Source organism: Sphingomonas lacusdianchii, from assembly GCF_022664395.1.
In the GTDB taxonomy this organism is placed as follows: domain Bacteria; phylum Pseudomonadota; class Alphaproteobacteria; order Sphingomonadales; family Sphingomonadaceae; genus Sphingomonas; species Sphingomonas lacusdianchii.
Genome location: NZ_JAKRET010000013.1, coordinates 83255 through 108209 on the forward strand (window position 1 = coordinate 83255; position 24955 = coordinate 108209).

Consider the following 24955-nt stretch of genomic DNA (forward strand, 5'->3'; position numbering starts at 1 on the left):
ACGCGACATTGGGGGGCGGGGCATGGCGACATGCTCCGCCCTTTTGCGTCTACGCCTTACCGGTCGTAGTTAGGCAATTGTAGAAACTTCCCGCCTAGCCTGCCCGTCACGAATCAGAAGGGTGGCGGGCGTGAACGCATTCGGACGGCGGAGCGGCATAAGCGGGGCGGGCGGCGGCAGGCCATCCTTCGGGGTGGCGCGGCCGATGCAGGGATCGGGGCCGGCGCGTGCCGCCGATCTCGACCTCGCCGCGCAATTCCCGCCGCTGACCCAGTTGCCGCTGTCGGGTGACGATTTCGCGCCGATGCCCGGCGAACAGGCCGGCAGTTTGCCCCAGGGGGTGGGCGATGCGATGCAGCGGCTCGCCGATCGGCAGGCGCTGTCGGGGGAGGCGGGCAACAGCCGCGTCGAGGGGTTCGAATCCTCGATCCACCGCATCAAGGAACAGGTGCTGCCGCGCCTGCTCGAACGCGTCGATCCCGAAGCCGCCGCGACGCTCAGCAAGGACGAACTGGCCGAGGAATTCCGGCCGATCGTCGGCGAGGTGCTGGCCGAATTGAAGCTGACGCTGAACCGGCGCGAGCAGTTCGCGCTGGAAAAGGTGCTGGTCGACGAACTGCTGGGGCTTGGCCCGCTCGAGGAACTGCTCGCCGATCCGGCGGTCAGCGACATCATGGTCAACGGCCCCGAACAGACCTTCGTCGAGCGCAAGGGCAAGCTGGAGCTGGCCAATATCGCGTTTCGCGACGAGGAGCATCTGTTCCAGATCGCGCAGCGCATCTGCAACTCGGTCGGGCGCCGCGTCGACCAGACCACGCCGCTGGCCGATGCCCGGCTGAAGGACGGCAGCCGCGTCAACGTGATCGTGCCGCCGCTCAGCCTGAAGGGCACGGCGATCTCGATCCGCAAATTCTCGGCGAAGCCGATCACCATCGACATGATGGCCGGCTTCGGATCGATGAGCAAGGAAATGGCCACCGCGCTGAAGGTCGCGGGCGCCAGCCGGTTCAACATCGTCATCTCCGGCGGCACCGGCTCGGGCAAGACGACGATGCTCAACGCGCTGTCGAAGATGATCGACCCCGGCGAGCGCGTGCTGACCATCGAGGATGCCGCCGAACTGCGCCTGCAACAGCCGCACTGGCTGCCGCTCGAAACCCGCCCGCCCAATCTGGAAGGGCAAGGCGAGGTCACCATCCGCGATCTGGTCAAGAACGCGCTGCGTATGCGCCCGGACCGCATCATCCTCGGCGAAATTCGCGGCAGCGAGTGTTTCGACCTGCTCGCGGCGATGAATACCGGCCATGACGGATCGATGGCGACGCTTCACGCCAACTCCCCGCGCGAATGCCTCGCGCGGATGGAGAATATGGTGATGATGTCGGACATCAAGGTACCGAAGGAAGCGATCAGCCGTCAGATCGCCGATTCGGTCGACCTCGTCGTACAGGTCAAGCGCCTGCGCGACGGTTCGCGCCGCGTGACCAACATCACCGAAGTGATCGGGATGGAAGGCCCGGTGATCGTCACCCAGGAACTGTTCAAGTTCGAATATCTGGACGAAAGCGCCGACGGCAAGATCATCGGCGAATATCGATCGATGGGGATGCGCCCCTATACGCTCGACAAGGCACGGCAATATGGCTTCGACCAGGCATTGCTGGAGGCGTGCCTGTAGCGCGGATCGAACGCGCGTCCTACATCCGGGCGGTGTTGCTTCGCCTGATCCTCGCGCTGCTGCTCTGCGCGCCCGCCGCTGCCCATGCGCAGGGCACGCTGTCCGCCGATGCCGAGGCGCGCTGGGTGCCGTTCACGCTGACGGCTGCCAACCATCTGCGCTTTGCGATGACGATCGACGGCGTCGCGGCGCAGGCGCTGCTCGACACCGGGCTGAACCATAGTGCGGTCAGCCGGGAGTTCGCCCGGCGGGCGAAGCTGACCATCGATACGAAGGATGCCGCCGCCGGAGTCGCGCTGGGCGGATCGATCCGGGTCGACTGGGCAGCGACCCGGGCGGTGGCATTCGGCGCGCTCAGCCGCAGCGGTGGGCGGGTGGCGGTGATCGACCTGCCGAAACTGCTCGCCAGCGCGTCGGGCGATGCCGACATATTGGTGGGAACCGACCTGATCGGCCCGCACGCGCTCGACATCGATTTCGCCAATCGCCGTTTCCGGCTGTTGCCGAGCGGGCGGATGCCGTTCACCGGTACCCGCGTGCCGATGTCGCGGCAGTCGGACACCGGCCTGTACCTGACGCAGGCGACGCTCGGTCGGACCCGCATCCGCCCGTTGCTGGTCGATACCGGCGACGGCGGGGCGCTCAGCATCGCCCGCAGCCAGTGGCGGGCGGCAGCGATCAAGGGCGCGCGCGTCACGTCGACCATCGCCTATGGCGCAGGCGGGGTGGTCGATGCCGGACTGACCGTGACCGACGCCGTGGCACTGGGTGGGCTAAGGACCGGTCCGATCGAACTCAGGATCGAAGCGGACGGCGGCTTCGCCAAACAGGTCCGAGTCGCCGGGCGGATCGGCACCGGCCTGTTGCTGCGCTACCGCGTGCTGCTCGATCCGGGGGCCGGACAGATGCTGCTCTTGCCAAATCCCGACGCCCCGCCCGCCCCGCTCAAATCGACCAGCGGACTGCTGCTCGGCTATGATCGGGCGCGGCTGCGCGTGTTGCACGTCATGGCCGGCAGCCCGGCCGCCAAGGCGGGGTGGAAGGCCGACGAACTGATCTGTCAGGTCGATGGACAGGCGGTGGCGCTGACCCCCGATGGCGGGGTCGATGTCCGCTGGGGCACCGATGCGCCGGGGCGGGTCGTGCGGCTGACCCTGTGCGATGGCGCGACGAGGACGCTGACGCTGGCGCGATTCTACTGAACGCGCGGCGTTGCGCCGCTACCCGGCACCGCCGCTCTGGCGACCAGATATGCCTGGATCGCCGCCACCTCCTGCCGGGTCAGGCTCGACAGCCGCTTGCGCGCCTCCTGCGCCATGTCGCCGGCGGGCTGGCCGTTGCGGTTGATGCCGGTCGTCAGCAGGCGCGCGAATTCGCCCGGCGTATAGGCGGCGGCGATCGACAGGTCCGGCGGATCGCCCGGACGCGGATCGCGTGGCCCCGACAGCTCCGGTCCATGGCATTCGGCGCAGGCGATCGTCGCCAGATAGCGGCCCTGCCGGAACCTGTCGTCCAGCACGACCGGCTGTCGCGCCTTCAGCCGTTCGGCCTGCGCCGCCGAGTCCTGAAACCCATGCTCGATCGCCACCGCGAACATCGGGCCGCGACGGATCGGCGGATGGTCGGTGCCGCTTGGCGGGACGGTGCGCAGCCATGCGATCAGGTCGCGCAGGTCATCGTCCGATATCTGGCGTTGCGCGAACGTCGGCATGAACCAGAGCACGCTGCCATCCGGGCGGCGTCCGCTGCGCAGCACCTGTTCGATCTGCCGATCGGACCAGCGCGGCAGGATGCGCGACAGGTTGCTGCTCCACGCAAGGGCGAATTGCGGATCTTCCTCGAACAGATGCCCGTCGAGCTTCGCGCCATGGCAACTGGTGCAGCCCATCACCGTCGCCAGCCGATGGCCATGGTCGATATCGGCCGATGGCCGCGTCGTCCCGCATCCGGCCAGCAGCAACAGCGCGGCAACCATTCCCCATGATCGCATGACGTCCCCCCCCGACGCATCCTGTCGGGTACAGAATAGCAGCTTTGCGACCGTTCGGATATCGTGCCCTATTTCTGCGCCAGCGCCATCGCGACGCTGAACACCATCAGCAACACCGCCAGCAGTTGCAGCAGCGTCCATGGTACCCACCCGACCCGATCGGGATCGCGCCTGCGGCTACGGCGGCGTTCGGCCAGTACCGAACCGGCGAAGAGCATCGCCGCGCCCGCCGCAATAGTCCATAAGATCATAATAGCATCGTCCACCCAGCGTCCTTTCCGGAGAATCGCCATGCGTCGAACCGCCCTGTTGCTGCCAGCGTTAAGTGTCGCGCTGCTCGCCCTGACCCCGGCCCCGGCGCAGGCGCCCAAGGGGCCGATCGCCGCCGCCATCGCCTCGCCGCTGCGCGATCCGGCGAATACGCCGCGCGACCGCTATCGTCACCCGGCCGAGACGCTGGCATTCTTCGGGGTGAAGCCGACCGATACGGTGGTCGAGATCTGGCCGGGCAATGGCTGGTACAGCGAAATCCTCGCCCCGATGCTGCGCGAAAAGGGTCGCTATGTCGCCGCCGGTCCGCTGCCGCGGACGGCCGAGATGCTGACGAAGCTGCAGGCGCGCGACGCGACGGCGTTCGGCAAGGCACAGGCCGTCGCCTTCCCGTCCGATGCCGGACAGGCCGGCGTGCCCGACGGCATGGCGGACAAGGTGCTGACCTTCCGCAACGTCCATAACTGGCGCTTCGGCGGGGCGGATCAGGCGCAGGCGGCGTTCAATGCGATGTTCCGGATGTTGAAGCCGGGCGGCGTGCTGGGCGTGGTCGAACACCGGCTGCCGGAAAGCCGCGATGCCGCCGCCGAGGAAAAGTCGGGTTATATGAAGGAAAGCTCGGTCATCGCCTTTGCGACCAAGGCCGGGTTCAAGCTGGCAGGCAGGTCGAACGTCAACGCCAACCCGAAGGACACCGCCGATTGGCCGCAGGGGGTGTGGACGCTGCCGCCGACCTATCGGTTGAAGGATGTCGACCGCGCGAAATATGCCGCGATCGGCGAGAGCGACCGGATGACGCTGCGCTTCGTCAAGCCGAAGTGAAGGCTCGGGGCGGGATTATACCCGCCCCCACCAACCCCGGCTGGTTCGAGCATATCGCGAATCGCAGTCGAGGAGGATTGCTCCACCCAGCGCCTTCTCGACTTCGCGTGGGGTTGCTCGAACCCAACGCGAACAGGGTTCAGCTTCGAACGACCCCGGTTTCGCGGAACGGCCGCGGCTCCTTCGGCGGAACCGTCCCTTCGTTCAGCCGGCATTGCCAGAAGCCGACATCGATCCAGCGGCCCTGTTTGAAGCCGACCTCGCGATACACGCCCGCGCGGCGGAAGCCGACCGCTTCGTGCAGCGTGATCGACGCGTCGTTGGGGAGCGACAGCACGCCGATCGCCTGGGTAAAGCCCTGCGCGCGCAGCGTGTCGATCAGCGCTTCGTACAACAGCCGCCCCGTCCCCTTCTGCTGCGCGCTGCCGGCCATGTAGATCGAGGTTTCGACGACATAGCGGTAGGCGGGCCGTTCGCGGAACTTCGTCGCATAGGCATAGCCGAGCACGGCATCGCCATCCGCCTCGCCCGTCGTCGCGACCAGCCACGGATAGAAGCCGTCGCTGGCGGCCATGCGGTGGCGGATCGCGCGGGTGTCCGGCGCCTCGGTTTCGAACGACACCGTGCCGCCCAGCACATAGGGGGCGTAGATCGCGGCGATCGCGGCGGCGTCCTCGGGCCGGGCGGCGCGGATCGCGATCATAGGCCCAGCCGCGCCACGATCAGGTCGAACAGCGACGCATCGTCGGCCGACGGGGTGACCGGCCCCAGCCCGGCGCATTCGAGGCAGCGCGCCTGCACGCCGGTCCGCGCGGTCAGCATCCGGCGGGCGTCGCCCAGCGCCTGCGCCATCAGCGCGCGCTGTTCGATCGCGGCGGCACCGAGCAGATCGGTGGCGGCGTCGGTCGTCTCGCCCTTCTCGCGATCGGCAAAGCCCTTCATCAGCTTTTCGAACGCGCTGGGTTCACGGTCGAGATAGACGGCGCGCGCCTTGGCGGGGTCGAGCTTCGCGCGGCGCGCGGCCTCGGCGACGGCATCGTTCAGATTGCCGAAGCGGTCGACCAGCCCCAGTTGCCGCGCGGTGCCGCCGTCCCACACCCGGCCCTGCCCGATCTGATCGACCCGCTGCGGCGTCAACTTGCGCGAAGCGGCGACGAGGCCGGTGAAGCGGCGATAAATGTCCTCGACATTGCCCTGCATGATCGCATCGAACGCCGGGCTGGTCCCGCGCATCACGTCGGGCTGTCCGCTCAACGGCGTGGTGGCGACGCCATCGGCGGTGACGCCGATCTTGGCAAGGGTGTTCTCAAAGGTCGGGATGACGCCGAACACGCCGATCGACCCGGTAATGGTATTGGGTTCGGCAAAGATCACGTCACCCGGGGTCGACACCCAATAGCCGCCCGATGCGGCGAGGCCGCCCATCGAGACCACGACCGGGATCTTCGACACTTGCTTGGCTTGCAGGATCGCCTGGCGAATGCGTTCGGAGGCGAGCACCGACCCGCCCGGCGAATCGACGCGGACGACCAGCGCCTTCAGGTTCTTGCTGGCGAGACCGTCGAGCAGCAGCTTGGCGATGGTGTCGCCGCCCGCGGTGCCGGCCTTCGCCTCGCCATCGACGATCGTGCCGGCGACGGTGATGACGCCGACCGCGTCGCCGCCGGTCGGGACCGGGTTCGCCGCCAGCCAGTTGTCATACTTGATCGTGCGGAAGCTGCCCGCGCCCTTGCCCTTGTCCTCGCCCGCCAGTGCGGCAACACGGTTGCCGAAGGCGATGCGGTCGCCGAGCTGGTCGACAAGGCCGCCGCGCAGATTGGCCTGGGCGATATCGCCGCCGGCCGCCTGCACCGTTTCCGCCGGGCGGGTCAGGAAGGCGTCGATCTGTGCCTTGGGCCGCGCCTTCTGCACCGCCGCCCGCCACTGGTCGAAGATCGCGCCGTACAGCGCCTGATTGGCGGCACGTGCCGGTTCGGACTGGTCGGCGCGGGTGAAGGGTTCGACAGCGGACTTAAATTGCCCGACGCGGTAGACATGCGCATTGACACCAAGCTTGTCGATCAAGCCCTTGTAATAAGGCTGCGACCCGCCGGGGCCGCGGAACAGCGTGCCGCCGAACGGGTTCTGCCAGATCTCGCTGGCGTTCGACGCGATGCGATAGCCGCCATCGGTGTAGAGCGTGGCATAGGCGAGCACCGGCTTGCCCGACGCGCGGACCCGCGCAACCGCGTCGCCGACCTCGGCCAGTGTCGAGGGATAGCCGCCGGCGAACTTGTCGAGGTCGAGCACCACGACCTTCACCCGCGAATCGCCCTTTGCCGCGTCGAGCGCGCGGACCACGTCGCGCAGACGCAGTTGCTGTGCCACCGACTGGCCGCTGAGCAGCGCGACCGGATCGGCCTCGGCCGGTTGCTCGACGATCGACCCCGACAGGTCGAGCAGCAGTGCGCCATCGGTCACCCGGGTGTTGGGGCGGCTCGACAGGGCAGCGAACAGACCGCCGAAGAACAGCAGCAGCAGGATCAGGACCAGTGCGTCCTTGATCCCGACCAGCAGCTTCCACGCACCCCGGACCAGTTTCACGGCAATTCCTTCGTTTATCGTCTAGCGATAAATAGCCGGATGAAGGCCCGAGTAAAGTGGAGTCGGCACGGCTGCTTCGAACGGACTTCCAATAAACGTCATCCCAGCGAAGGCTGGGATCTCTCGCGGCAGACAGACCGTGCTATCACCGGAAGATCCCAGCCTGCGCTGGGATGACGTGTTTGGCGGCGAAAAGACAGCGCGTCAGACGCGCATCGGCATCAGCACGTAGAGCGCGGGCGACGCGTCGTTCTCGCGGATCAGCGTCGGGGCGGCGGCATCCGACAGATGCACCTCGCACAGGTCGCTGTCGATCTGTCCGAGAATGTCGAGCAGATAGCGGCTGTTGAAGCCGATCTCGAACGGGAGCGCGGCATATTCGCCGGGTACTTCCTCCGCCGCCGCGCCGTTTTCCGGCGACGTCACCGACAGGGTGATCTTGTCGCGGTCGAGCGCCATCTTGACCGCGCGGGTCTTTTCGGTGGCGATGGTCGACACGCGATCGACGCCGGCCATGAAGCTTTTCGGGTCGAGCTTGAGCAGCTTGTCATTCGCGGTCGGGATGACGCGCGAGTAATCGGGGAAGGTGCCGTCGATCAGCTTGCTGGTCAGGATCGCCTGCCCCAGATCGAAGCGGATCTTGCTGCCCGACAGCGACACGCCGACCGAGCCGTCGACCTCGTCCAACAGCTTGCGCAGTTCGGCGACGCATTTGCGCGGCACGATGACGTCGGGCATCTTCTCCGCGCCCTCGGGCCGGTCGACGGTCATGCGGGCAAGGCGGTGGCCATCGGTCGCAGCGGCCTTCAGCACCGGCTTGCCGTCATTCTCGGCGACGTGGAGGAAGATGCCGTTCAGATAATAGCGCGTTTCCTCGGTCGAGATCGCGAAACGGGTCTTGTCGATGATCGCCTTCAGCGTGGTCGCGGGCAGTTCGAATTGCGTCGGCAGTTCGCCCTCGGCGATCACCGGGAAATCGTCGCGCGGCAGCGTGGCGAGGCTGAAGCGCGCGCGCCCGGCGACCACGGTCAACCGCCCTTCGGCCGCCGACAACTGCACCTGTGCGCCCTCGGGCAGCTTGCGGGCGATGTCGAACAGCGTGTGCGCCGACACGGTGATCGCGCCCGCCTGATCGATCGCCGCCGCGATCGTCTCGTCGATCTGGAGATCGAGGTCGGTCGCCATCAGGCGCAGCGTCGATTCGCCTGCCTCGATCAGCACGTTCGACAGGATGGGGATGGTATTGCGCCGCTCGACCACGGACTGGACGTGGCTGAGGCCCTTCAACAGGGTCGCGCGTTCGATCGTCGCCTTCATGATGTTCCCCTGCGCGGATGCGCTCGCACTCGGGCCGGCGGATTCGGTGCCGACCCCTTAGAAAACCGAGCAGGGTGTCTAGCGCAAAGAAGGGCCGGAGCAAACTGCTCCGACCCTCCTCGCGCAACTTGGTTACCGAGATGTAAACGCGTCGCTTTGGTCGCTCTCTCGAGCGACTTGCGCTGCCGACCCGCTCCCCCGCCCTGCTACCCACGACAGTATCCTGAATGGGTGGCCGGGCGGGGGAGCGGGCCGGCACCGCCTGCGGGAACGCGCACCGGCGCGTTCCCGTCAGAGATCAGAAGCGGATGCCGACGCCCGCGACGACCTGATGCCGGTCGGTATCGATGTCGAATTGCGACGTGGTGCTGCCGTCGCGGAACTGGAAGTCGGCGTTGTTGTAGTTCGAATAGCGATATTCAAGCTTGGCATAGGCGCGCGAGCCGATCGCCTGTTCGACACCGGCGCCCAGACGATAGCCGTTGAGTTCAAAATTCTCGCGGCTGTCGACGGTGCCGTCGCTGGCCAGCACGTTGAGGCGGGCGTTGGTGTAGCCGCCCTTCACATAGGCGAGCGTGGTCGGCGCGACGAGCAGGCCGGCGCGCGCGCCGACATAGAGGTCGCGGCCGGTCGACACGCTGCCAAAGCCGAAGAAGTTCGGATCGGTGCGCGCGGTTTCCACCTTGCCGGTCGATCCGGTATATTCGCCCTCGACGCCGATCAGGAAGTTGCTCAGCGCGAAATCGTAGCCGGCATCGACGCCGTAGAGCAGGCCGTTGACGGTCTGGTCGTCGCCATCGAGGTCGGTATCCTGGGTGCTGCCCGGACGGATGCCGTCATAACCGGCGAGCGCGCCGACGCGGAAACCGGTAAAGGCCGGGTTGACGTCCTGCGCCATGGCGGGCGCGGCGGAAAGGGCGGTGCCGGCAGCGGCAAGACCGAGGGTGAGGGTACGCATAGTCGAAACTCCATTGTCACCGCCCATATGGGCGCCGGGGTTCAATGGACGCATTCGCCGGGCGTTGCATGAACCTCACCTAAACAGCGAAAACCGTTGCAATCGCGCAACACGGGCTTGAAAGCAGGACCATGACGACCCATCCCCACGCCGCCCGCAAGGGACGCGACTTCATCGCCCGCCATGGCGAGACCGTGTACAATATCGCGCAGCGGATGCAGGGCGATCACCCGCATACTCCGCTGACCCGCAAGGGCTTCGCACAGGCCGATGCGATGGGCGCGGCGCTACGCGATCTGCTGGGCGCGAAGCCGAAGCTGACGCTATGGGCGTCGAGCGCGGGTCGCGCGCTCCAGACGCTGGCGATCATCGCCGAACATCTCGAACTCGACTGGCACGCGGCGCGCCGCGACGACCGTCTGGTCGAGATCGGCATGGGCGAATGGTCGGGACGCTATTATCACGAACTGGTCGGGGCGGACGCCGACTTCCTCGATGTCGAGGCGCGGCTGTACCGCCGCCCGGCGCCGGGCGGCGAATGGTATGACGCGATCGCGGCGCGGGTCGGTGGCTGGGCGAGCGACACCGATGCCGATCCCGGTGATCGGCTGGTCATCATGCACGGCATGTCGAGCCGGGTGCTGCGCGGTGTGCTCACCGGAGTCGACGTGCTGCCGCAATTCGATGCGCCGGTCGCGCCCGACCTGCCGCAGGGATCGATCGCGCTGATCGAGGGCGGGCACGAGACGATCGCGCATCTGGGCAGCGGCGGGCCGTCGATGGCGGCGCCGGCTTGATCGCGCTGCTGCTGACGGTGGCGGCACCGCAGGCGATCGGTATCCACCAGCGCTGGGGCGCGTTTCGCGACGATGCGCCGACACGCTGCTATGCGATCAGTCGTCCGGTGCGGGGGCGTACCGGCACGCCCTTCGCCAGCATCGGCAACTGGCCGGGTGCGGGGGCACGGGGGCAGGTCCATGTCCGGCTCAGCCGGGCCCGTAGCGACCGGGCGCAGGTCGTGCTGGCGGTCGGCGAGCGGCGGTTCGAACTGAAGGCCGGGCGGATCGACGCATGGAGCCCCGATACCGCCACCGACCGCGCGATCGTCGCGGCGATGCGCGGCGGACGGTCGATGAGCATCGAGAGCGTCGCCGAGAACGGCGCGCCGTTCGTCGACGTCTATGCGCTGGCCGGGGCGGCGACAGCGATCGATGCGGCGGCGCTGGGGTGTTTGTAGGGTATCCGACGCTCCAACCGTTCGTGCTGAGTAGAGACTGAGCGAAGTCGAAGGCCCGTATCGAAGCACTTGGTCAGCAGTCCTTCGATACGCCGCTTCGACAGGCTCAGCGGCTACTCAGGACGAACGTTGTGTGAGTGAACGGATGTCCGAGTGGAAATCCCACCGCAAATCGGCTATATCCCGCCGATGCTGACAGTATCGTCGCCCCCCATGCCGATTCCCGGCCATGTCGACCCCGTGCCCGTTCCGCGGCCGCTGGCGCCGCGTCCCGATGGCCGCACCGATCTGGTCGGGCTGTCCAAGGCCGAAATCCGTGCCGCACTCGAAGCCGCCGGGTTCGACGCGAAACAGGCGAAGCTGCGCGCCAAGCAGATCTGGCACTGGATCTACAATCGCGGCGCGACCGCGTTTTCGGCGATGACCGACATCGCTAAGGCGCAGCATCCGACGCTCGACAAGCACTTCGTCATCGGCCGCCCCGATGTGAAGGAAGCGCAGGTCTCGAACGACGGTACGCGCAAATGGCTGCTGACCTCGCCCGACGGGCAGGATTACGAGATGGTGTTCATCCCCGACGCCGATCGGGGGACGTTGTGCGTGTCGAGCCAGGTCGGTTGTACGCTCAACTGCACCTTCTGCCACACCGGTACGATGCGGCTGGTGCGCAACCTGACGCCGGGCGAGATCGTCGGGCAGGTGATGCTGGCGCGCGATGCGCTGGGCGAATGGCCGAGCCAGCCCGAGGGGCGGATGCTGACCAACATCGTGATGATGGGCATGGGCGAGCCGCTCTATAATTTCGATGCGGTGCGCGATGCGCTGAGCGTCGTGATGGACGGCGACGGCCTTGCCCTGTCCAAGCGGCGGATCACGCTCAGCACCTCGGGCGTGGTGCCGATGATGGCCCGCGCGGGCGAGGAGATCGGCGTGAACCTCGCCGTGTCGCTGCACGCGGTGACCAAGGAGGTGCGCGACGAGATCGTGCCGCTCAACCGCAAATACGGTATCGAGGAATTGTTGCAGGCGTGCGCCGACTATCCCGGCGCCAACAATGCCCGGCGCATCACCTTCGAATATGTGATGCTGAAGGACAAGAACGACAGCGACGACGATGCGCGCGAACTGGTGCGGCTGCTGCGCAAGTATCAGCTGCCGGCGAAGGTCAATCTGATCCCGTTCAATCCATGGCCGGGCGCGCCGTACGAATGTTCGACGCCCGACCGCATCCGCGCGTTCAGCGACATCGTGTTCGAAGGCGGCATTTCGGCCCCCGTCCGCCGCACGCGCGGGCAGGATATCGGGGCGGCCTGTGGCCAGTTGAAGACCGCGGCCGAAAAGAAGAGCCGCGCGGAACGCGATCGCGAGGCGGCGGAAGCGGCAGCGATCTGAACGATGCCGGCCCGGCGGCGATGTGCCGCCGGGCCGCATATCGTCAACCGCGGTGCTTCAGCGCAGCGTCGACCGACGCGGCGAAATGATCGCCGGGCCGCGCCTTGCAGCTTGCCACCACCATCGGCCGGATCGTTTCGACACCCGCGACGGTGACGGTCGGATGCGGCTTGCCCTTCGGACCGTAATTGGCGGCGTAGCGGATCGCTTCCGGCTTGAACGATTCGTCGAGCATGTTGAAGTCGCGACAGCTGACGGTTTCGAGGTTCCTGCCGCTCTTGATGACGGCGACCGTCCGTTCGGTGCCGGCGCGGCCGGGGAGCTGCGCCGCTTCGGTCACCCACGGCTTCTTCGCCGGCTGGGTAGCGAGGGCAGCCCCGCCGCTCAGAACGCCAAGGGTGCCGACGATCGCAAAAACCAGTTTCTTCATGATGTCATCTCCTCTTTGCCAGAGGCTGAGGAATCGCGCGAGCCGACGGGTTGTTTCGCCTCCGATCCGAATATGACGGACGTTTAATTACGCGCCGCGCCGTCCCTTCGTACCGGATGAAACGGTCGTAATGTACGCCGGATCGGGTGGCCCCTCGACAGTCCCGGGCCGATAGTATCTAGCCCGCCCGATGCTCGACACCTCCTCCCTGTTGCTCGCGGCCGGTGCCGGTGTGGTCGGCGGCGCGATGAACGCGCTGGCCGGTGGCGGCACGTTCGCGACGATGCCGGCGCTGATCGCGCTCGGGCTGCCCGGATCGATCGCCAATGCGACGTCGAACGTGGCGTTGCAGCCGGGCGCGATCGCCAGCGCCTGGGCCTATCGCAAAGGGCTGCAGCCGCTCGGCGGATTGCCGATCCGGTTGCTGGCCGCCATCACCTTCGTCTCGGGACTGGTCGGCAGCCTTTTGCTGGTATGGACGCCCAGCGACCTGTTCGACGTCATCGTGCCGTGGCTGCTGCTGGTCGCGTTCCTTGCCATCGCGCTCGGCAAGCGGGCGGCGGTGTGGCTGCACGACCGGGTGACGATCGGGCCGGCGACGCTGGTCGTCGCGCAGGTGCTGCTCGGCGTCTATGGCGGCTATTTCGGCGGCGGCGTGGGCATGATGGTCACCGCGACCTATGGCCTGCTGGCCGGCACCGATCCCAAATCGATGGCGGCACCCCGCACCCTGATGCTGGCCACCGCCAACAGCGCGGCGGCGATCGTGTTCATCGTCGGGGGCATGGTCGCATGGGCGGCATGCATCCCCATGCTGCTGGGCGGGATCTTCGGCGGCTGGCTGGGGGCGAAACTGGGAGTGAAGCTGACCTCGGGACAGGTGCGGGCGTGGACGTTGCTGGTGACGTTCAGCGTCACGGTGGCGTTTTTCGTCCGCGCGTACGGATAGCGCACGTCCGCGGGACGCCCCCTCCACCATGCTGCGCATGGTCCCCCTCCCCGTCCCGGGGAGGATTATTTTGGCCGGCGCAGGTCGAAGCGTTCGCCGGGTTCGAAATAATCCCCCGCCCCGCCGCCGCGCAGGATCGGGTGCGCGCGTTCGGTGCGGTAGATGCCGTCCTCCAGCAAGGCGGGGTCGATATGGACATGCACCACTTCGCCGAGCACCAGCCACGTATCGATTTCGCCGCAGGCATGATCGGTCAGGCGGACGATCTGGGTCGATCGGCATTCGAACTGAACCGGCGATCCCGCGACGCGCGGCGGCGCGACGGTTGTCGACGCAAGCGTGTCGAGCCCGGCGAGCACGAACTCGTCGGCCTCGGTCGTTGCCGACGTCGCGTTCATCGCGTCGGCCTGCGCCCGGGTCGCGAGGTTCCAGACGAACTCGCCCGTCGCGCGGATATTGGCGAGCGTATCCTTGGCCCCGGTCGAGGCGAAGCCGATGATCGGCGGGCGATAGTTGAAGGCGTTGAAGAAACTGTAGGGCGCGAGATTGCGTTTCCCTTCCGCCGACACGCTGGCGATCCAGCCGATCGGGCGCGGCGCGATGATCGCGTTGAACGGGTCGTGCGGCAGGCGATGGCCCTCGGCCGGCGCATAGGAGTGAAATTCGGTCATGCCCGCCCCCAACGCACGATCCGCACCATCGACGCAACCATGCTTCGCAATCGACGCGATCCGGCCTAGACCAAGGACATGACGCGTTCGATCCATCGCCACCGACTGGCCACACGCCTGTGGCACTGGGTCAACGCGGTCGCGGTCATCATCCTGATCGGCAGCGGGCTGATGATCCTGAACGCGCATCCCCGACTCTATTGGGGTCGCTATGGCGCGAATTTCGACCATGCGTGGCTGACCTTCGACCGGTTTCCGAGATGGGTGACGATCCCGCAGAATTATAATCTGGCGCTGGCGCGCAACTGGCATCTGAGCTTTGCGCTGGTGCTGGGCTTCGGGCTGCTGGCCTATATGGTCGCCAGCCTGCTCAACCGGCATTTTCAACGCGATTTGGCGATCCGGCGGCGCGAATTGTCGTGGGCGCATCTGACCGCCGATATCCGCGCGCATCTGGCGTTCCGCTTCCATGATCCGGAGGCGCCGGGCGACTACAACGTGCTCCAGAAATTAAGCTATGTGCTGGTGCTCTTCGGGCTGCTGCCGCTAGTGATCCTGACCGGGATCGCGATGTCCCCGGGGTTGAACGCGGCGTTTCCGTGGGTGCTGGAGGTGCTCGGCGGACGGCAGTCGGCGCGGTCGATCCATTTCCTCGCCGCCAGCGGCATCACCCTGTTCGTCATCGTCCATCTGGTGCTGGTGATTTTGGCGGGAGCGGTGAACGAGGTGCGGTCGATGGTCACCGGGCGCTGGCGGGTGCCCGAATGAGCCGGCTGCTCTCCCGCCGGTCGGCGCTGGTTGTCGGGGCCGGCGGGCTGGTCGCGGCATGCGACCGGGTAGCGCAACTGCCGGCGGCGCAACAGCTATTGGGCGGGGCGGAGGTCGCGCATCGCGGGTTGCAGCGGGCGATTACCGCGCGGGATGCGCTGGCGGTCGAATATCGGCCGGAACAGCGGTCGCCGATCTTTCGCGCCAACGGGACCAACAATCCCAACACGCCGGACTATAATGCGCACGCCGCCAACCGCTTCGCCGACTGGCGGGTGCGCGTCGACGGGCTGGTGACGCGCCCGCTGTCGCTGCGGCTCGACCAGATCCGGTCGATGCCGTCGCGTCAGCAGATCACGCGCCATGACTGCGTCGAGGGATGGAGCGCGATCGGGAAGTGGACCGGACCGCGGCTGTCGCGCCTCCTCGACCCCGCCGGGCTGCGGCCCGATGCGCGGTATCTGGTGTTCCACTGCGCCGATGCGATCGGTGGGCGGCCTTATTATGAATCGATCGACCTGATCGATGCCTTTCATCCGCAGACGATATTGGCGTGGGCGCTCAACGACCGGCTGCTCGGCGTGCCGAACGGCGCACCACTGCGGCTGCGGGTCGAGCGGCAACTGGGCTACAAACACGCCAAATATGTCGAACGGATCGAGGCGGTGGCGTCGTTGAACCCCATTGCGGGCGGCAAGGGCGGCTTCTGGGAGGATGTCGCCGGTTACGACTGGTATGCCGGCATCTGATCGACGCGGGTCCATGCCGCCGCCTTGCCGACCAGCCATGGCACTCGCCCCCCTGCCAGCAACAGCGCGCTGCCCCGCCGGTCCTCGGCCAGCGTCCGAAGCAGCCCCGCCAGCATGATCGGGCGGCGGAGCGCACGCGCCAGATCGCGCTGATAGCCGATCGCTCCGCCCGCGCCCCGGTGCTGCCACGCCGCGACCGCGCGGATCGCGCTGGCGATGGCGATGCCCATGCCTTCGCCGGCGAGCGACGGGATCACCCCCGCCTGATCGCCCAGCCGATACACCCCCGCCCCGGTCGTGCGCGCGCGCCAGCCATAGGGGACGTTGGCGACCGCATCGATCGTCGGGGTTTCGGCCAGATAGGCCAGCCGTTCGCCGAGCGCCGGGCATTCGGTCGCCAATAGCCGCAACAAGCCGGGCAGATCGCCCGCCGCGCGCAGCCGCGACCGGCGCAGCGCCATGCACAGATTGGCGCTGCCATCTTCCTGCAGCACCAGCCCGCCATAGCCACCGGCAAAGGCGTGGAGTTCGATCGCGTCGCCGACCAGCCGGGTGAGCGCCGGATGCGCGGCCAGCCGGACCCGTACCCCCATCGCCGGATCGGCCCCGGGATCGGCATCGCGCATCGCCCCGCGCAGGTCGTGCTTGCCGGTGGCGAAGAACAGCGTCTCCCCGGCGACCTCAGCCCCGTCGCCGGTATGCAGCGTGCGCTCGTCGGCCGACCGGATCGCCACGCCGCGTTCGACCCCTGCCCCAGCCGCCTGCGCCGCTGCCAGCAGCAGGGCATCGAGCCGCCGCCGCGACAGGCCGATCGCGGGCGCTGGCAGCGGTGATTCGGAGCGACCGCTGCCGGCGAACAGCACCACCCGACGCACTACATGCCCCTCCGGCTCGACCCCGATCTGCCGGAGCGATGCCAGCGTCCGCCACGACAAGAATCCGCCGCACAAAGCATCGGGCGTGCCGCGCGACCGCTCCAGCAGCACCGGCCCGGCGCCGCTGCGCGCCAGCAGCAGCGCCGCGACCGCCCCGGCCGGGCCGCCGCCCGCGATCAGCGCCGACGTTCGACGCATAGCCGAAAGGGGAAGCGCCGCCGCACCTGCGCGTCCGCAATCCCCGCCTCGGCGAGGATCGGCGGCCATTCGTCGGGGCGATAGGAGCGCGCGATCGACAGCGTGCCGTCGGCGCGGACGATCGGATGCCAGCGCATCAGCGTGGCAAGCAGCGGATAGCCGCGATGCGCGAAGCGATGGCGGTGCAGATCGTTGACGAACCAGCCGCGCGCCGCCTCCGCTTCCATGAAGCGCAGGAACGCGACCAGCTGCTCGTGGGTCATGTGGTGCGCGACAAGGCTGGAGACGATCACGTCCCAGCCCTGCCCCGCCAGATCGGTATAGTCGCCGGTGCGATAGGTGATCGGCAGATCCGATGGCGTATCGGTACGGGCGATGGCTTCGCTGCGCGGGTTCAGGTCGATACCGACCAGTTCCGCCGCCACGCCCCTCGCCACTGCCCAGCGCGCGATCCGGCGCAGCATATCGCCATCGCCATAGCCGATATCGAGCAGCTTCAGCCGATCGCCCCGCCCGACGATCCCCGACAGGAAGGCGAGCGTCGGTCGCGCCGCCATCGTCACCCGGTTGACCCGTGCCAGATCGCGCAGCACCGACGCATAGATTGCCGGATCGAGCGCGGGATCGTCCATCGCCTCATCGGCATGAACCCGCGCGAAGCTCATGCCGCGCTCCGGAAGCCGAACCCCTCGGCGGCAAGGCCGGGGCCGAAGGCGAGCGCGATGCCGTTGGTGACCGGTGGTCCGGCGAGCAGTTCGGCAAGGACGAACATCAGCGTCGCCGACGACATGTTGCCGTTCGCGGCCAGCACCCCGCGCGACGCGTTGAGTGCATCGGGCGACAGCGACAGGCTGCGTTCGACCGCGTCGAGGATCGATCGCCCGCCGGCATGGACCGCCCAGCCATCGACCTCGGCCAGCGATCGTCCCCCGGTCGCCGCCGCCGCGAAACCCGGATCGGTCAGCGCGGTGGCGATGCGCCCCGGCACTTCGCCCGACAAATGCATCGCGAAACCGGCGTCGGTAATGTCCCAGCGGATCAGATCGGCGGAGTCGGGCAGCGCGGCAGCGAACGGCGTCTCGATCGCGATGCCGGCCGGGTCGGCGGTCACCAGTGCCGCCGCCGCGCCGTCCCCGAATTGCAGCATCGCCAGCAATGGTTCGAGCGTGACCGCCGGTTGCAGGTGCAGCGTCGACAGCTCGACCGTGATGACCAGCACCCGCGCCGCGGGTTCGGAGCGGACGATATGGCGGACGCTGCGCAGCGCGGCGACGGCGGCGTAACAGCCCATGAAGCCGATCAGCAGCCGCTCGGTCGTGGACGGCAGGCCGAGCCGCGCGGCGATGATCTGATCGACGCCCGGCGCGACGAAGCCGGTGCAGCTGGCGACGACGATATGGGTGACGTTTCCCAGCGGATGCTGCGCAGCAAGCCGGTCGATCGCCGACAGCGCCAGGGTCGGCGCGGCATCGGCATAGACGGTCATGCGCGCGGCGGTGCCGGGCATCGCATCGGCATAGAAGCCGCCCGCCGCGACCGGCGATCCACCATCGGCGCCCTGCGGCAGCACCGACCAGCGCCGGGCGATCCCGGCACGCTCGACCATCCGGTCGAACAGCCGCGCCTCACGCAACGGCAGTCGCGCGCGCGCCCAGTCGATAAAGGCGTGGTGAATGTCGTGGGCAGGCGTCGCGGTGGCGACCGCGTTGAGCCAGGCGACAGGCGCGACGGGAGAAGTCATTGCGGCGTCAACGCACCGGGGCCGCAAATGGCTACGAAATCAGTCCTTCCACGCCCACCAAAGCTGGGCCGGCGGCACGTTCCACCATTCCATGTCGTGATCGATCCGCGCGAATTGCCGGTCGAGGAAATCGCGGACCCGCGGGTTGAACTGATAGACGAGGAATGCCCCGCCCGGCCGCAACACCGCCTGCGTCGCAGCGGCGATATCGTCCCCCACACCGGCCGGGAGCGTCGAAAAAGGCAGGCCCGACAGCACGTAATCCGCGTGCGGCTGACCATGATCGGCGACGATCCGTTCGACATCGGCCGCCGATCCATGGACCGCCGAGAAGCGCGAATCGAGGATGGTGGCGTTCAGATAATCGATGAAATCGGGGTTGGTATCGATGACGATCAACTGCGCATCGGGGGCGAGGCGTTCGAGGATCGGGCGGCAGAAGGTGCCGACGCCCGGACCATATTCGACCACCACCTTGGCAGTGGCCCAGTCGATCGGGGCCAGCATCTTGCGGATCAGGCGGTTCGACGACGGTATGACCGACCCGACCATCACCGGATGCTTCACGAAGCCACGGAGGAAAATGCCGGCCGGCGATGGTACGCCGCGCGGCTTCCGTCGGGTCGCGGCGTTGGAAGTCGTCGTCATGGAAATCCTCGAACGGATGGCCGGGCGGCCATGGTCATCGCGTCGTCGCAAAAGCGAAACGAACTTGCAAGCATATCGGTTTCGCTTCGGCGTTTCGGTGCGCCATACGCCGTTCCATTTCGGTGCCGCCCCGCCACCGACGGGGCGGCACTCCCGCCACGCTATCCCTTCGGTCCGCGACCCTCGACCATGCCCGGCGCGATGAAGCCAAGCGGCTGGATGGACAGCGCATCCTGCTTCAACCGCGACGACATGGCGCGGTATTCCTCCTCCATCTCTGGCGTGACCGACGCACGCGATTCCCCCAGCGCCGCTTCGAAATGCGCCATCGTCACCGCGCGCGTGTCGAGCGAATCGCGCAGCGCGAACAGGCCGGCACGGCGCACCACATCCTCCAGATCGGCACCGGTAAAGCGTTCGGTCCGACCCGCAACGACGTCGAGATCGACATCGTCGGCCAGTGGCATCTTCTGCGTCTGGATGCCGAGGATGCGCACGCGCCCCGCCCGGTCGGGCACGCCGACATAGATCAGCTCGTCGAAGCGGCCGGGCCGCAGCAGCGCGGGATCGACCATGTTCGGCCGGTTGGTCGCACCGATCACGACGACCGACTGCAATTCCTCCAGCCCGTCCATCTCGGCAAGGATCGTGTTCACGACCCGCTCGGTCACCTGCGGCTCGCCAAGGCCGCCGCCGCGCGCGGGCACCAGCGAATCGAGTTCGTCGATGAAGATGACCGTCGGCGCGACCTGTCGCGCGCGGGCGAACAGGCGGGCGATCTGCTGCTCGCTCTCGCCATACCATTTCGACAGCAGGTCGCTCGACTTGGTGGCGATGAAATTCGCCTCCGCCTCGCGCGCGACCGCCTTTGCCAGCAGCGTCTTGCCGGTGCCGGGCGGGCCATAGAGCAGGAACCCCTTGGCCGGACGAATGCCCAGCCGGCGGAAGGATTCGGGCGACTTGAGCGGCAGTTCGACCCCTTCCTTCAGCTTGATCTGCGCATCGTCGAGCCCGCCGACATCGTCCCAGCGGACGGTCGGGGCCTGCACCATCACCTCGCGCATCGCGCTCGGCTGCACCCGCTTCAGCGCCTCGACGAAATCGTCGCGGGTCACCGACAGGCTGTCGAGCACGTCCTGCGGGATCGTGCCCGCCGACAGGTCGATGCGCGGCATGATCCGCCGGACCGAATCGATCGCCGCCTCGCGGGTCAGCGCCGCCAGGTCGGCGCCGACGAAACCATAGGTCGTGCGCGACAGCTCACCCAGATCGACATGCTCGTCGAGTGGCATGCCGCGGGTGTGAATGCCGAGAATCTCGCGCCGCCCGCGTTCGTCGGGCACGCCGACCACGATCTCGCGGTCGAACCGGCCGGGCCGGCGCAACGCCTCGTCGATCGCCTCGGGCCGGTTGGTCGCAGCGATGACGACGATATTGGCGCGCGACTCCAGCCCGTCCATCAGCGTCAGCAGCTGTGCGACCAGCCGCTTTTCAGCCTCGCCCGACACCTGTCCGCGCTTCGGCGCGATCGAATCGATCTCGTCGATGAACACGATCGAAGGCGATGCCTTGGTCGCCTCCTCGAACACCTCGCGCAGCCGTTTCTCGGACTCGCCATAGGCCGACCCCATGATTTCGGGACCGTTGATGAGGAAGAATTCGGCATCGGATTCGTTGGCGACGGCGCGGGCGAGCCGCGTCTTGCCGGTGCCGGGCGGCCCGTGCAGCAACACCCCCTTGGGCGGATCGACGCCCAGACGCTGGAACAGTTCGGGATAGCGGAGCGGCAACTCGACCATCTCGCGCAGCTGGTCGATCGTCTGCCCCATGCCGCCGATATCGTCATAGGTGACGTCAGCCCGCCGCGTTTCGCGGGGGGTCTCATATTCCGAGCGCAGTTCGATCTCGGTCGATTCGTCGATATGCACCACGCCCTTGGGCGTCGACGACACGACCGCGAGGCGGATTTCCTGCAGCGAGAAGGCGGGCGCGTTCACATAGCGGCGGACATTGGGCGACAGATTGTCGACGCGCTGGTGGCCGGTGGTCGCGACGATATCGCCCTGGCAGAGCGGCCGCCCGAAAAAGGTGCGCTTGAGCGCGTTCGACGATCCCTGCAGCCGCAGATTCTGTTGCGCGGGTGCAAAGACGACGCGGGTGGCGGGACGCGATTCGGCCTTGCGCACCTCGACCTGATCGCCCGATCCGACCCCGGCATTGGCACGCTGCAATCCGTCGATGCGAACGATGTCGAGCCCCTCGTCCTCTGGATAGGGGGCGACGGCGCGCGCGGGCGTCGTTTTCTTGCCGACGATCTCGACCACATCGCCCTCGTTGATGCCGAGCAGCGCCATGACCGAGCGCGGGAGATGGGCGATGCCGCGCCCGCTATCCTCGGGCCGCGCATTCGCCACCTGCAACCGCCGTCCGCCTGTTTCGCTGTCCGCCATGCGCTATCCCGTCCTGCTGGAACGATTTGAACAGCGGAGATAGGCGGCAGGTTGCCCGCAACAAGGCGAAAAAAAAGGCCGATCGCAAAGGACCGGCCGGAAAGTTTTTAGGAGAGGATGCCTGAAAGGCCTGCTCTATGTGCAGCGCGGGGTAGTTTGCTGCAAGTGCGAACGACGCAATCGATATTGCAAAAACTGCAATGGTTAATCGCGGCGGTGGTTGCAACGGAGACGAACGCGGTGCAGCTTGTGCCGCACCGCAACCAGATAGGGACCCGGATGCGCCGCCTGCCGCCACTCACCGCCATCGAAGCGTTCGTCCACGTCGCGCGGCTGGGATCGGTCAAGCTCGCCGCCGATGAACTGGCCCTGTCGTCCCCGGCGCTCAGCCGGCGGGTGCAGGCCCTCGAACGCTTCATCGGCAAGCCGCTGTTCGAACGCCGGCATCAGGCGCTGCGCCTGAACGACGATGGCGAACGGCTGCTGGCGTTGCTGTCGGGGGCGCTCGACACGCTGTCCGACGCGGTCGAGCAGATGTCGGGCGCGGTCGAGGTGCTGCGGCTGCGCCTCGGCGTATTGCCGCTGTTCGCGATCCAGCGGCTGATGCCGCGGATGGGCGATCTGCACGAAAAGCATCCCGAACTGCATCTGGATTTCGATACCGCGCATCATGGGCTGGGACGGCTGGGCGAGGGGATCGACGTCGCGATCGTGCTCGACCATGCGATCGATCCCGCGCTCTATGCCCGGCGGCTCGACCGCAATCGCGTCTATGCCATCGCCGGACGCGCGCTGATCGACCGGTCGCCGATCACCGATCCGGCGCAGCTGGCGCAGCATACCGCCCTGATCCACCGCGACATGCCCGATACCTTTGCCGACTGGATGCACGCCGCCGGCCTGCCGGATCTGGAACCGGCGGCGATCGACCGGTTCGATTCGGGGACGCTGATGCTGGAGGCGGCGGCACAGGGGCTGGGCGTCGCCTTCATGCTCGAATCGCATTTCGAGACGGCACGCGACGAGCGGCTGGTGCCGCTGTTCGATCGCGCGGTCGATTCGACCTATAGCCACTGGTTCGTGTGCCGCCCGCGCATGTTGCAGCAACGGCCGGTGAAACTGTTCCACGACTGGCTGGTGCAGGCACTGAACGCACCGGCGGAGTAGGGCATCACTGCCGCCCGCGCCGTCATTCCGGCGAAGGCCGGAATGACGGACGACGGCAAACCGCTTACGCCTCGCTGCGCGCGGTCACGATCTTGCCCGGGTTGCGCGGCGGCTCGCCCTTGGGCAGCGCGTCGACGGCGTCCATGCCGCTCTCGACCACGCCCCACACGGTGTACTGGCGGTCGAGGAAGGTCGCATCGTCGAGGCAGATGAAGAACTGGCTGTTCGCCGAATTCGGGTCCATCGTCCGCGCCATCGAGCATACGCCACGGACGTGCGGCTCAGCGTTGAATTCCTGCTTGAGGTTCGGTTCCTTCGAGCCGCCGGTGCCGTCGCCGCGACCGCCGTCGCCGCCCTGTGCCATGAAGCCGTCGATCACGCGGTGGAACGGCACGCCGTCATAAAAGCCCGAATCGGCGAGCTTGACGATGCGTTCGACATGGTTCGGCGCCAGATCGGGGCGCAGCTTGATGCGCACTTCGCCGGTGTCGAGCGTCATCACGAGCGTGCTGGGGGTATCGGCCATTGAAAGCTCCTTGAAAGTCGGGGCCTAGCTAGGGTGCCGGAACCGCACTGGCAACCGCACAGGGTTTGCACGGCGGTGCAGCATGGCTACAGCGTTGCGACGCACGCGGCAGGAGGGTTGCAGCCATGACCGAACTCGACCTTCCCGACGCGACCAGCGAACTCGACGAAGACGACCGGCTGAAGCCCGAATTCGTCCGCGCCGTCTGCGAGGCGGTCGATCGCGGCGATGACGAGGCGGCGCGCGAGCTGGTCGAACCGCTCCACCCCGCCGACCTTGCCGACCTGTTCGAACTCGTGCCGGGCGAACAGCGCGCGGCATTGGCGGCGGCGATCGCCGAGCGGCTGAACGGCGACGTCCTCGCCGAAATGAACGACTGGGTGCGCGAAGCGGTCATCGACGCGCTGACCGCGACCCAGGTCGCCGACCTCGCCGCACAGCTCGATACCGACGACGCGGTCGCGATCATCGAGGACCTCGACGATGCCGAACAGCGCGCGGTGCTGCGCGCGCTCGACCCCGACGATCGCGCGGCGATCGAGGAGGCGCTGTCCTATCCCGAGGAGTCCGCCGGCCGCCTGATGCAGCGCGAGCTGGTCGCGGTGCCTGAACACTGGACCGTCGGCGACGCGCTCGACTATCTGCGAGCCGACGAAGCGCTGACCACCGACTTCTGGGAAATCTTCGTGGTCGATCCGGCGCACCGGCCGGTCGGCACCTGCCAATTGTCGTGGATTCTCCGCACGCCGCGATCGGTCGCGATCAGCGACGTCATGGCGCGCGAACAGACGCTGATCCCGGTCGACATGGATCAGGAAGAGGTGGCGCTGCGCTTCCAGAAATATGCGCTGATCTCCGCCGCGGTCGTCGATGGCAGCGGGCGGCTGGTCGGCATGATTACCGTCGACGACGTGGTCCATATCATCCAGGCCGAGGCGGGCGAGGACGCGCTGCTGCTGTCGGGTGCCGGCGAAGGCGACATCAACGAACCGATCCGCGATTCGTACAAGGCGCGGGTGCGGTGGCTCATCACCAACCTCATCACCGCGCTGCTGCCCGCGACGATCATCGGCGCGTTCGGCGCGACGATCGACCGGATGGTGACGCTGGCGGCGCTGATGCCGATCGTCGCCGGGCTGGGCGGCAATGCCGGCACCCAGACCATGGCGGTCACCGTCCGCGCGCTCGCCACCAACCAGTTGACCCAGTCGAACACGCTGCGCGCGATCCGGCGCGAGATGGTGATCGCGCTGATGAACGGGGCGACCGTCGCCGCGCTGATCGGCACCGGCGTGACGCTGTGGTTCGGCAACCCGCAACTGGGCGCGGTCATCGGCACGGCGATGCTGCTCAACGTCGTCATCGCCGGCTTTGCGGGCGTGTTCGTGCCGCTGACCCTCGACCGGTTCAATGCCGACCCGGCGGTCGCCTCCTCGATCTTCGTCACGATGACGACCGATTCGATGGGGTTTCTGGTGTTTCTCGGCCTTGCGACCGTCAGCGGACTGACGGGTTGAGGCGGGTAGGGACGCTTCC

Annotated in this window: 25 protein-coding genes; 11 read left to right on the forward strand and 14 right to left on the reverse strand. The window is 67.5% G+C overall.

The window, feature by feature from the left end:
* Positions 1–130: 130 nt before the first annotated feature.
* On the forward strand, positions 131–1678 hold the full coding sequence (locus tag MF607_RS16685; protein ID WP_242120878.1) for a TadA family conjugal transfer-associated ATPase: 1548 nt from the start codon (positions 131–133) through the stop codon (positions 1676–1678).
* Positions 1669–2880, forward strand: a complete 1212-nt coding sequence (locus MF607_RS16690) for an aspartyl protease family protein (protein ID WP_242120880.1) — start codon at positions 1669–1671, stop codon at positions 2878–2880. Before MF607_RS16685 ends, MF607_RS16690 begins: the two co-directional genes overlap by 10 nt.
* On the opposite strand, the gene MF607_RS16695 is transcribed toward MF607_RS16690, so the two are convergent.
* Together MF607_RS16695 and MF607_RS16700 are read right to left on the reverse strand one after the other, a co-directional pair.
* Positions 2874–3668, reverse strand: coding sequence for a c-type cytochrome (locus MF607_RS16695; protein ID WP_242120882.1), 795 nt, complete (start codon positions 3666–3668; stop codon positions 2874–2876). The genes MF607_RS16690 and MF607_RS16695 overlap by 7 nt on opposite strands.
* A 68-nt stretch (positions 3669–3736) precedes the next feature.
* Positions 3737–3934 (reverse strand): hypothetical protein, encoded by a 198-nt coding sequence (locus MF607_RS16700; RefSeq protein ID WP_242120884.1) that lies wholly within the window; start codon positions 3932–3934, stop codon positions 3737–3739.
* A 25-nt stretch (positions 3935–3959) separates the two neighbouring features.
* Between MF607_RS16700 and MF607_RS16705 the strand changes: the two genes are divergently transcribed.
* Positions 3960–4760: a class I SAM-dependent methyltransferase gene (locus tag MF607_RS16705; RefSeq protein WP_242120886.1), complete on the forward strand. Its 801-nt coding sequence runs from the start codon at positions 3960–3962 to the stop codon at positions 4758–4760.
* A 139-nt stretch (positions 4761–4899) separates the two neighbouring features.
* Here the strand turns inward: MF607_RS16705 and MF607_RS16710 are convergent, their stop codons facing one another.
* The 4 genes from MF607_RS16710 to MF607_RS16725 form a co-directional block, all read right to left on the reverse strand.
* The gene (locus MF607_RS16710; protein WP_242120888.1) at positions 4900–5463 is read right to left on the reverse strand and encodes a GNAT family N-acetyltransferase; all 564 of its coding nucleotides are present in this window, start codon (positions 5461–5463) and stop codon (positions 4900–4902) included.
* Complete coding sequence (gene sppA / locus MF607_RS16715) at positions 5460–7343, reverse strand: signal peptide peptidase SppA (RefSeq protein ID WP_242120890.1); 1884 nt, start codon at positions 7341–7343, stop codon at positions 5460–5462. Before sppA ends, MF607_RS16710 begins: the two co-directional genes overlap by 4 nt.
* Positions 7344–7547: 204 nt before the next feature.
* Positions 7548–8660 (reverse strand): DNA polymerase III subunit beta, encoded by a 1113-nt coding sequence (dnaN, locus tag MF607_RS16720; protein WP_242120892.1) that lies wholly within the window; start codon positions 8658–8660, stop codon positions 7548–7550.
* Between the two features lie 298 nt (positions 8661–8958).
* Positions 8959–9618, reverse strand: coding sequence for an outer membrane protein (locus MF607_RS16725; protein ID WP_242120894.1), 660 nt, complete (start codon positions 9616–9618; stop codon positions 8959–8961).
* 131 nt (positions 9619–9749) lie between these two features.
* Here MF607_RS16725 and MF607_RS16730 point away from each other — a divergent pair, with 131 nt between their 5' ends.
* From MF607_RS16730 to rlmN, 3 genes are all read left to right on the forward strand, one after another.
* Positions 9750–10415 carry a histidine phosphatase family protein gene (locus MF607_RS16730; RefSeq protein ID WP_242120896.1) on the forward strand — a complete coding sequence of 222 codons (666 nt, stop codon included), beginning with the start codon at positions 9750–9752 and terminating at the stop codon, positions 10413–10415.
* A complete protein-coding gene (locus MF607_RS16735; RefSeq protein ID WP_242120898.1) occupies positions 10412–10855 on the forward strand; it encodes a hypothetical protein in 444 nt (147 codons plus the stop codon). The genes MF607_RS16730 and MF607_RS16735 overlap by 4 nt, the downstream gene beginning before the upstream one ends.
* A 213-nt stretch (positions 10856–11068) precedes the next feature.
* Positions 11069–12247 carry a dual-specificity RNA methyltransferase RlmN gene (rlmN, locus tag MF607_RS16740; protein WP_488803479.1) on the forward strand — a complete coding sequence of 393 codons (1179 nt, stop codon included), beginning with the start codon at positions 11069–11071 and terminating at the stop codon, positions 12245–12247.
* Between the two features lie 43 nt (positions 12248–12290).
* Here the strand turns inward: rlmN and MF607_RS16745 are convergent, their stop codons facing one another.
* Positions 12291–12677 (reverse strand): HdeA/HdeB family chaperone, encoded by a 387-nt coding sequence (locus tag MF607_RS16745; protein ID WP_242120902.1) that lies wholly within the window; start codon positions 12675–12677, stop codon positions 12291–12293.
* Between the two features lie 190 nt (positions 12678–12867).
* On the opposite strand from MF607_RS16745, the gene MF607_RS16750 reads away from it, so the two are divergent.
* On the forward strand, positions 12868–13626 hold the full coding sequence (locus tag MF607_RS16750) for a sulfite exporter TauE/SafE family protein (protein WP_242120904.1): 759 nt from the start codon (positions 12868–12870) through the stop codon (positions 13624–13626).
* Between the two features lie 65 nt (positions 13627–13691).
* Here the strand turns inward: MF607_RS16750 and MF607_RS16755 are convergent, their stop codons facing one another.
* Positions 13692–14297 (reverse strand): flavin reductase family protein, encoded by a 606-nt coding sequence (locus MF607_RS16755; protein ID WP_242120906.1) that lies wholly within the window; start codon positions 14295–14297, stop codon positions 13692–13694.
* 78 nt (positions 14298–14375) lie between these two features.
* Between MF607_RS16755 and MF607_RS16760 the strand changes: the two genes are divergently transcribed.
* Together MF607_RS16760 and MF607_RS16765 are read left to right on the forward strand one after the other, a co-directional pair.
* Entirely contained in the window at positions 14376–15065 is a 690-nt protein-coding gene (locus tag MF607_RS16760) for a cytochrome b/b6 domain-containing protein (protein WP_242120908.1), read from the forward strand.
* On the forward strand, positions 15062–15814 hold the full coding sequence (locus MF607_RS16765) for a molybdopterin-dependent oxidoreductase (protein ID WP_242120910.1): 753 nt from the start codon (positions 15062–15064) through the stop codon (positions 15812–15814). Before MF607_RS16760 ends, MF607_RS16765 begins: the two co-directional genes overlap by 4 nt.
* Here the strand turns inward: MF607_RS16765 and MF607_RS16770 are convergent.
* The 5 genes from MF607_RS16770 to MF607_RS16790 form a co-directional block, all read right to left on the reverse strand.
* Complete coding sequence (locus MF607_RS16770; protein WP_242120912.1) at positions 15790–16887, reverse strand: FAD-dependent monooxygenase; 1098 nt, start codon at positions 16885–16887, stop codon at positions 15790–15792. The genes MF607_RS16765 and MF607_RS16770 overlap by 25 nt on opposite strands.
* Entirely contained in the window at positions 16866–17552 is a 687-nt protein-coding gene (locus MF607_RS16775) for a methyltransferase domain-containing protein (protein WP_242120913.1), read from the reverse strand. Before MF607_RS16775 ends, MF607_RS16770 begins: the two co-directional genes overlap by 22 nt.
* Positions 17549–18628 (reverse strand): type III polyketide synthase, encoded by a 1080-nt coding sequence (locus tag MF607_RS16780; RefSeq protein ID WP_242120914.1) that lies wholly within the window; start codon positions 18626–18628, stop codon positions 17549–17551. The genes MF607_RS16775 and MF607_RS16780 overlap by 4 nt, the downstream gene beginning before the upstream one ends.
* Before the next feature lie 39 nt (positions 18629–18667).
* On the reverse strand, positions 18668–19276 hold the full coding sequence (locus tag MF607_RS16785) for a class I SAM-dependent methyltransferase (protein WP_242120916.1): 609 nt from the start codon (positions 19274–19276) through the stop codon (positions 18668–18670).
* A gap of 161 nt (positions 19277–19437) precedes the next feature.
* The gene (locus MF607_RS16790) at positions 19438–21726 is read right to left on the reverse strand and encodes a CDC48 family AAA ATPase (RefSeq protein WP_242120918.1); all 2289 of its coding nucleotides are present in this window, start codon (positions 21724–21726) and stop codon (positions 19438–19440) included.
* Between the two features lie 279 nt (positions 21727–22005).
* Here MF607_RS16790 and MF607_RS16795 point away from each other — a divergent pair, with 279 nt between their 5' ends.
* Positions 22006–22893: a LysR substrate-binding domain-containing protein gene (locus tag MF607_RS16795; RefSeq protein WP_242121003.1), complete on the forward strand. Its 888-nt coding sequence runs from the start codon at positions 22006–22008 to the stop codon at positions 22891–22893.
* 64 nt (positions 22894–22957) lie between these two features.
* Here MF607_RS16795 and MF607_RS16800 read toward each other — a convergent pair whose 3' ends face one another.
* The gene (locus MF607_RS16800; protein ID WP_242120920.1) at positions 22958–23419 is read right to left on the reverse strand and encodes a peptidylprolyl isomerase; all 462 of its coding nucleotides are present in this window, start codon (positions 23417–23419) and stop codon (positions 22958–22960) included.
* A 125-nt stretch (positions 23420–23544) separates the two neighbouring features.
* Between MF607_RS16800 and mgtE the strand changes: the two genes are divergently transcribed.
* A complete protein-coding gene (mgtE, locus tag MF607_RS16805; RefSeq protein WP_242120922.1) occupies positions 23545–24936 on the forward strand; it encodes a magnesium transporter in 1392 nt (463 codons plus the stop codon).
* Positions 24937–24955: the final 19 nt, after the last annotated feature.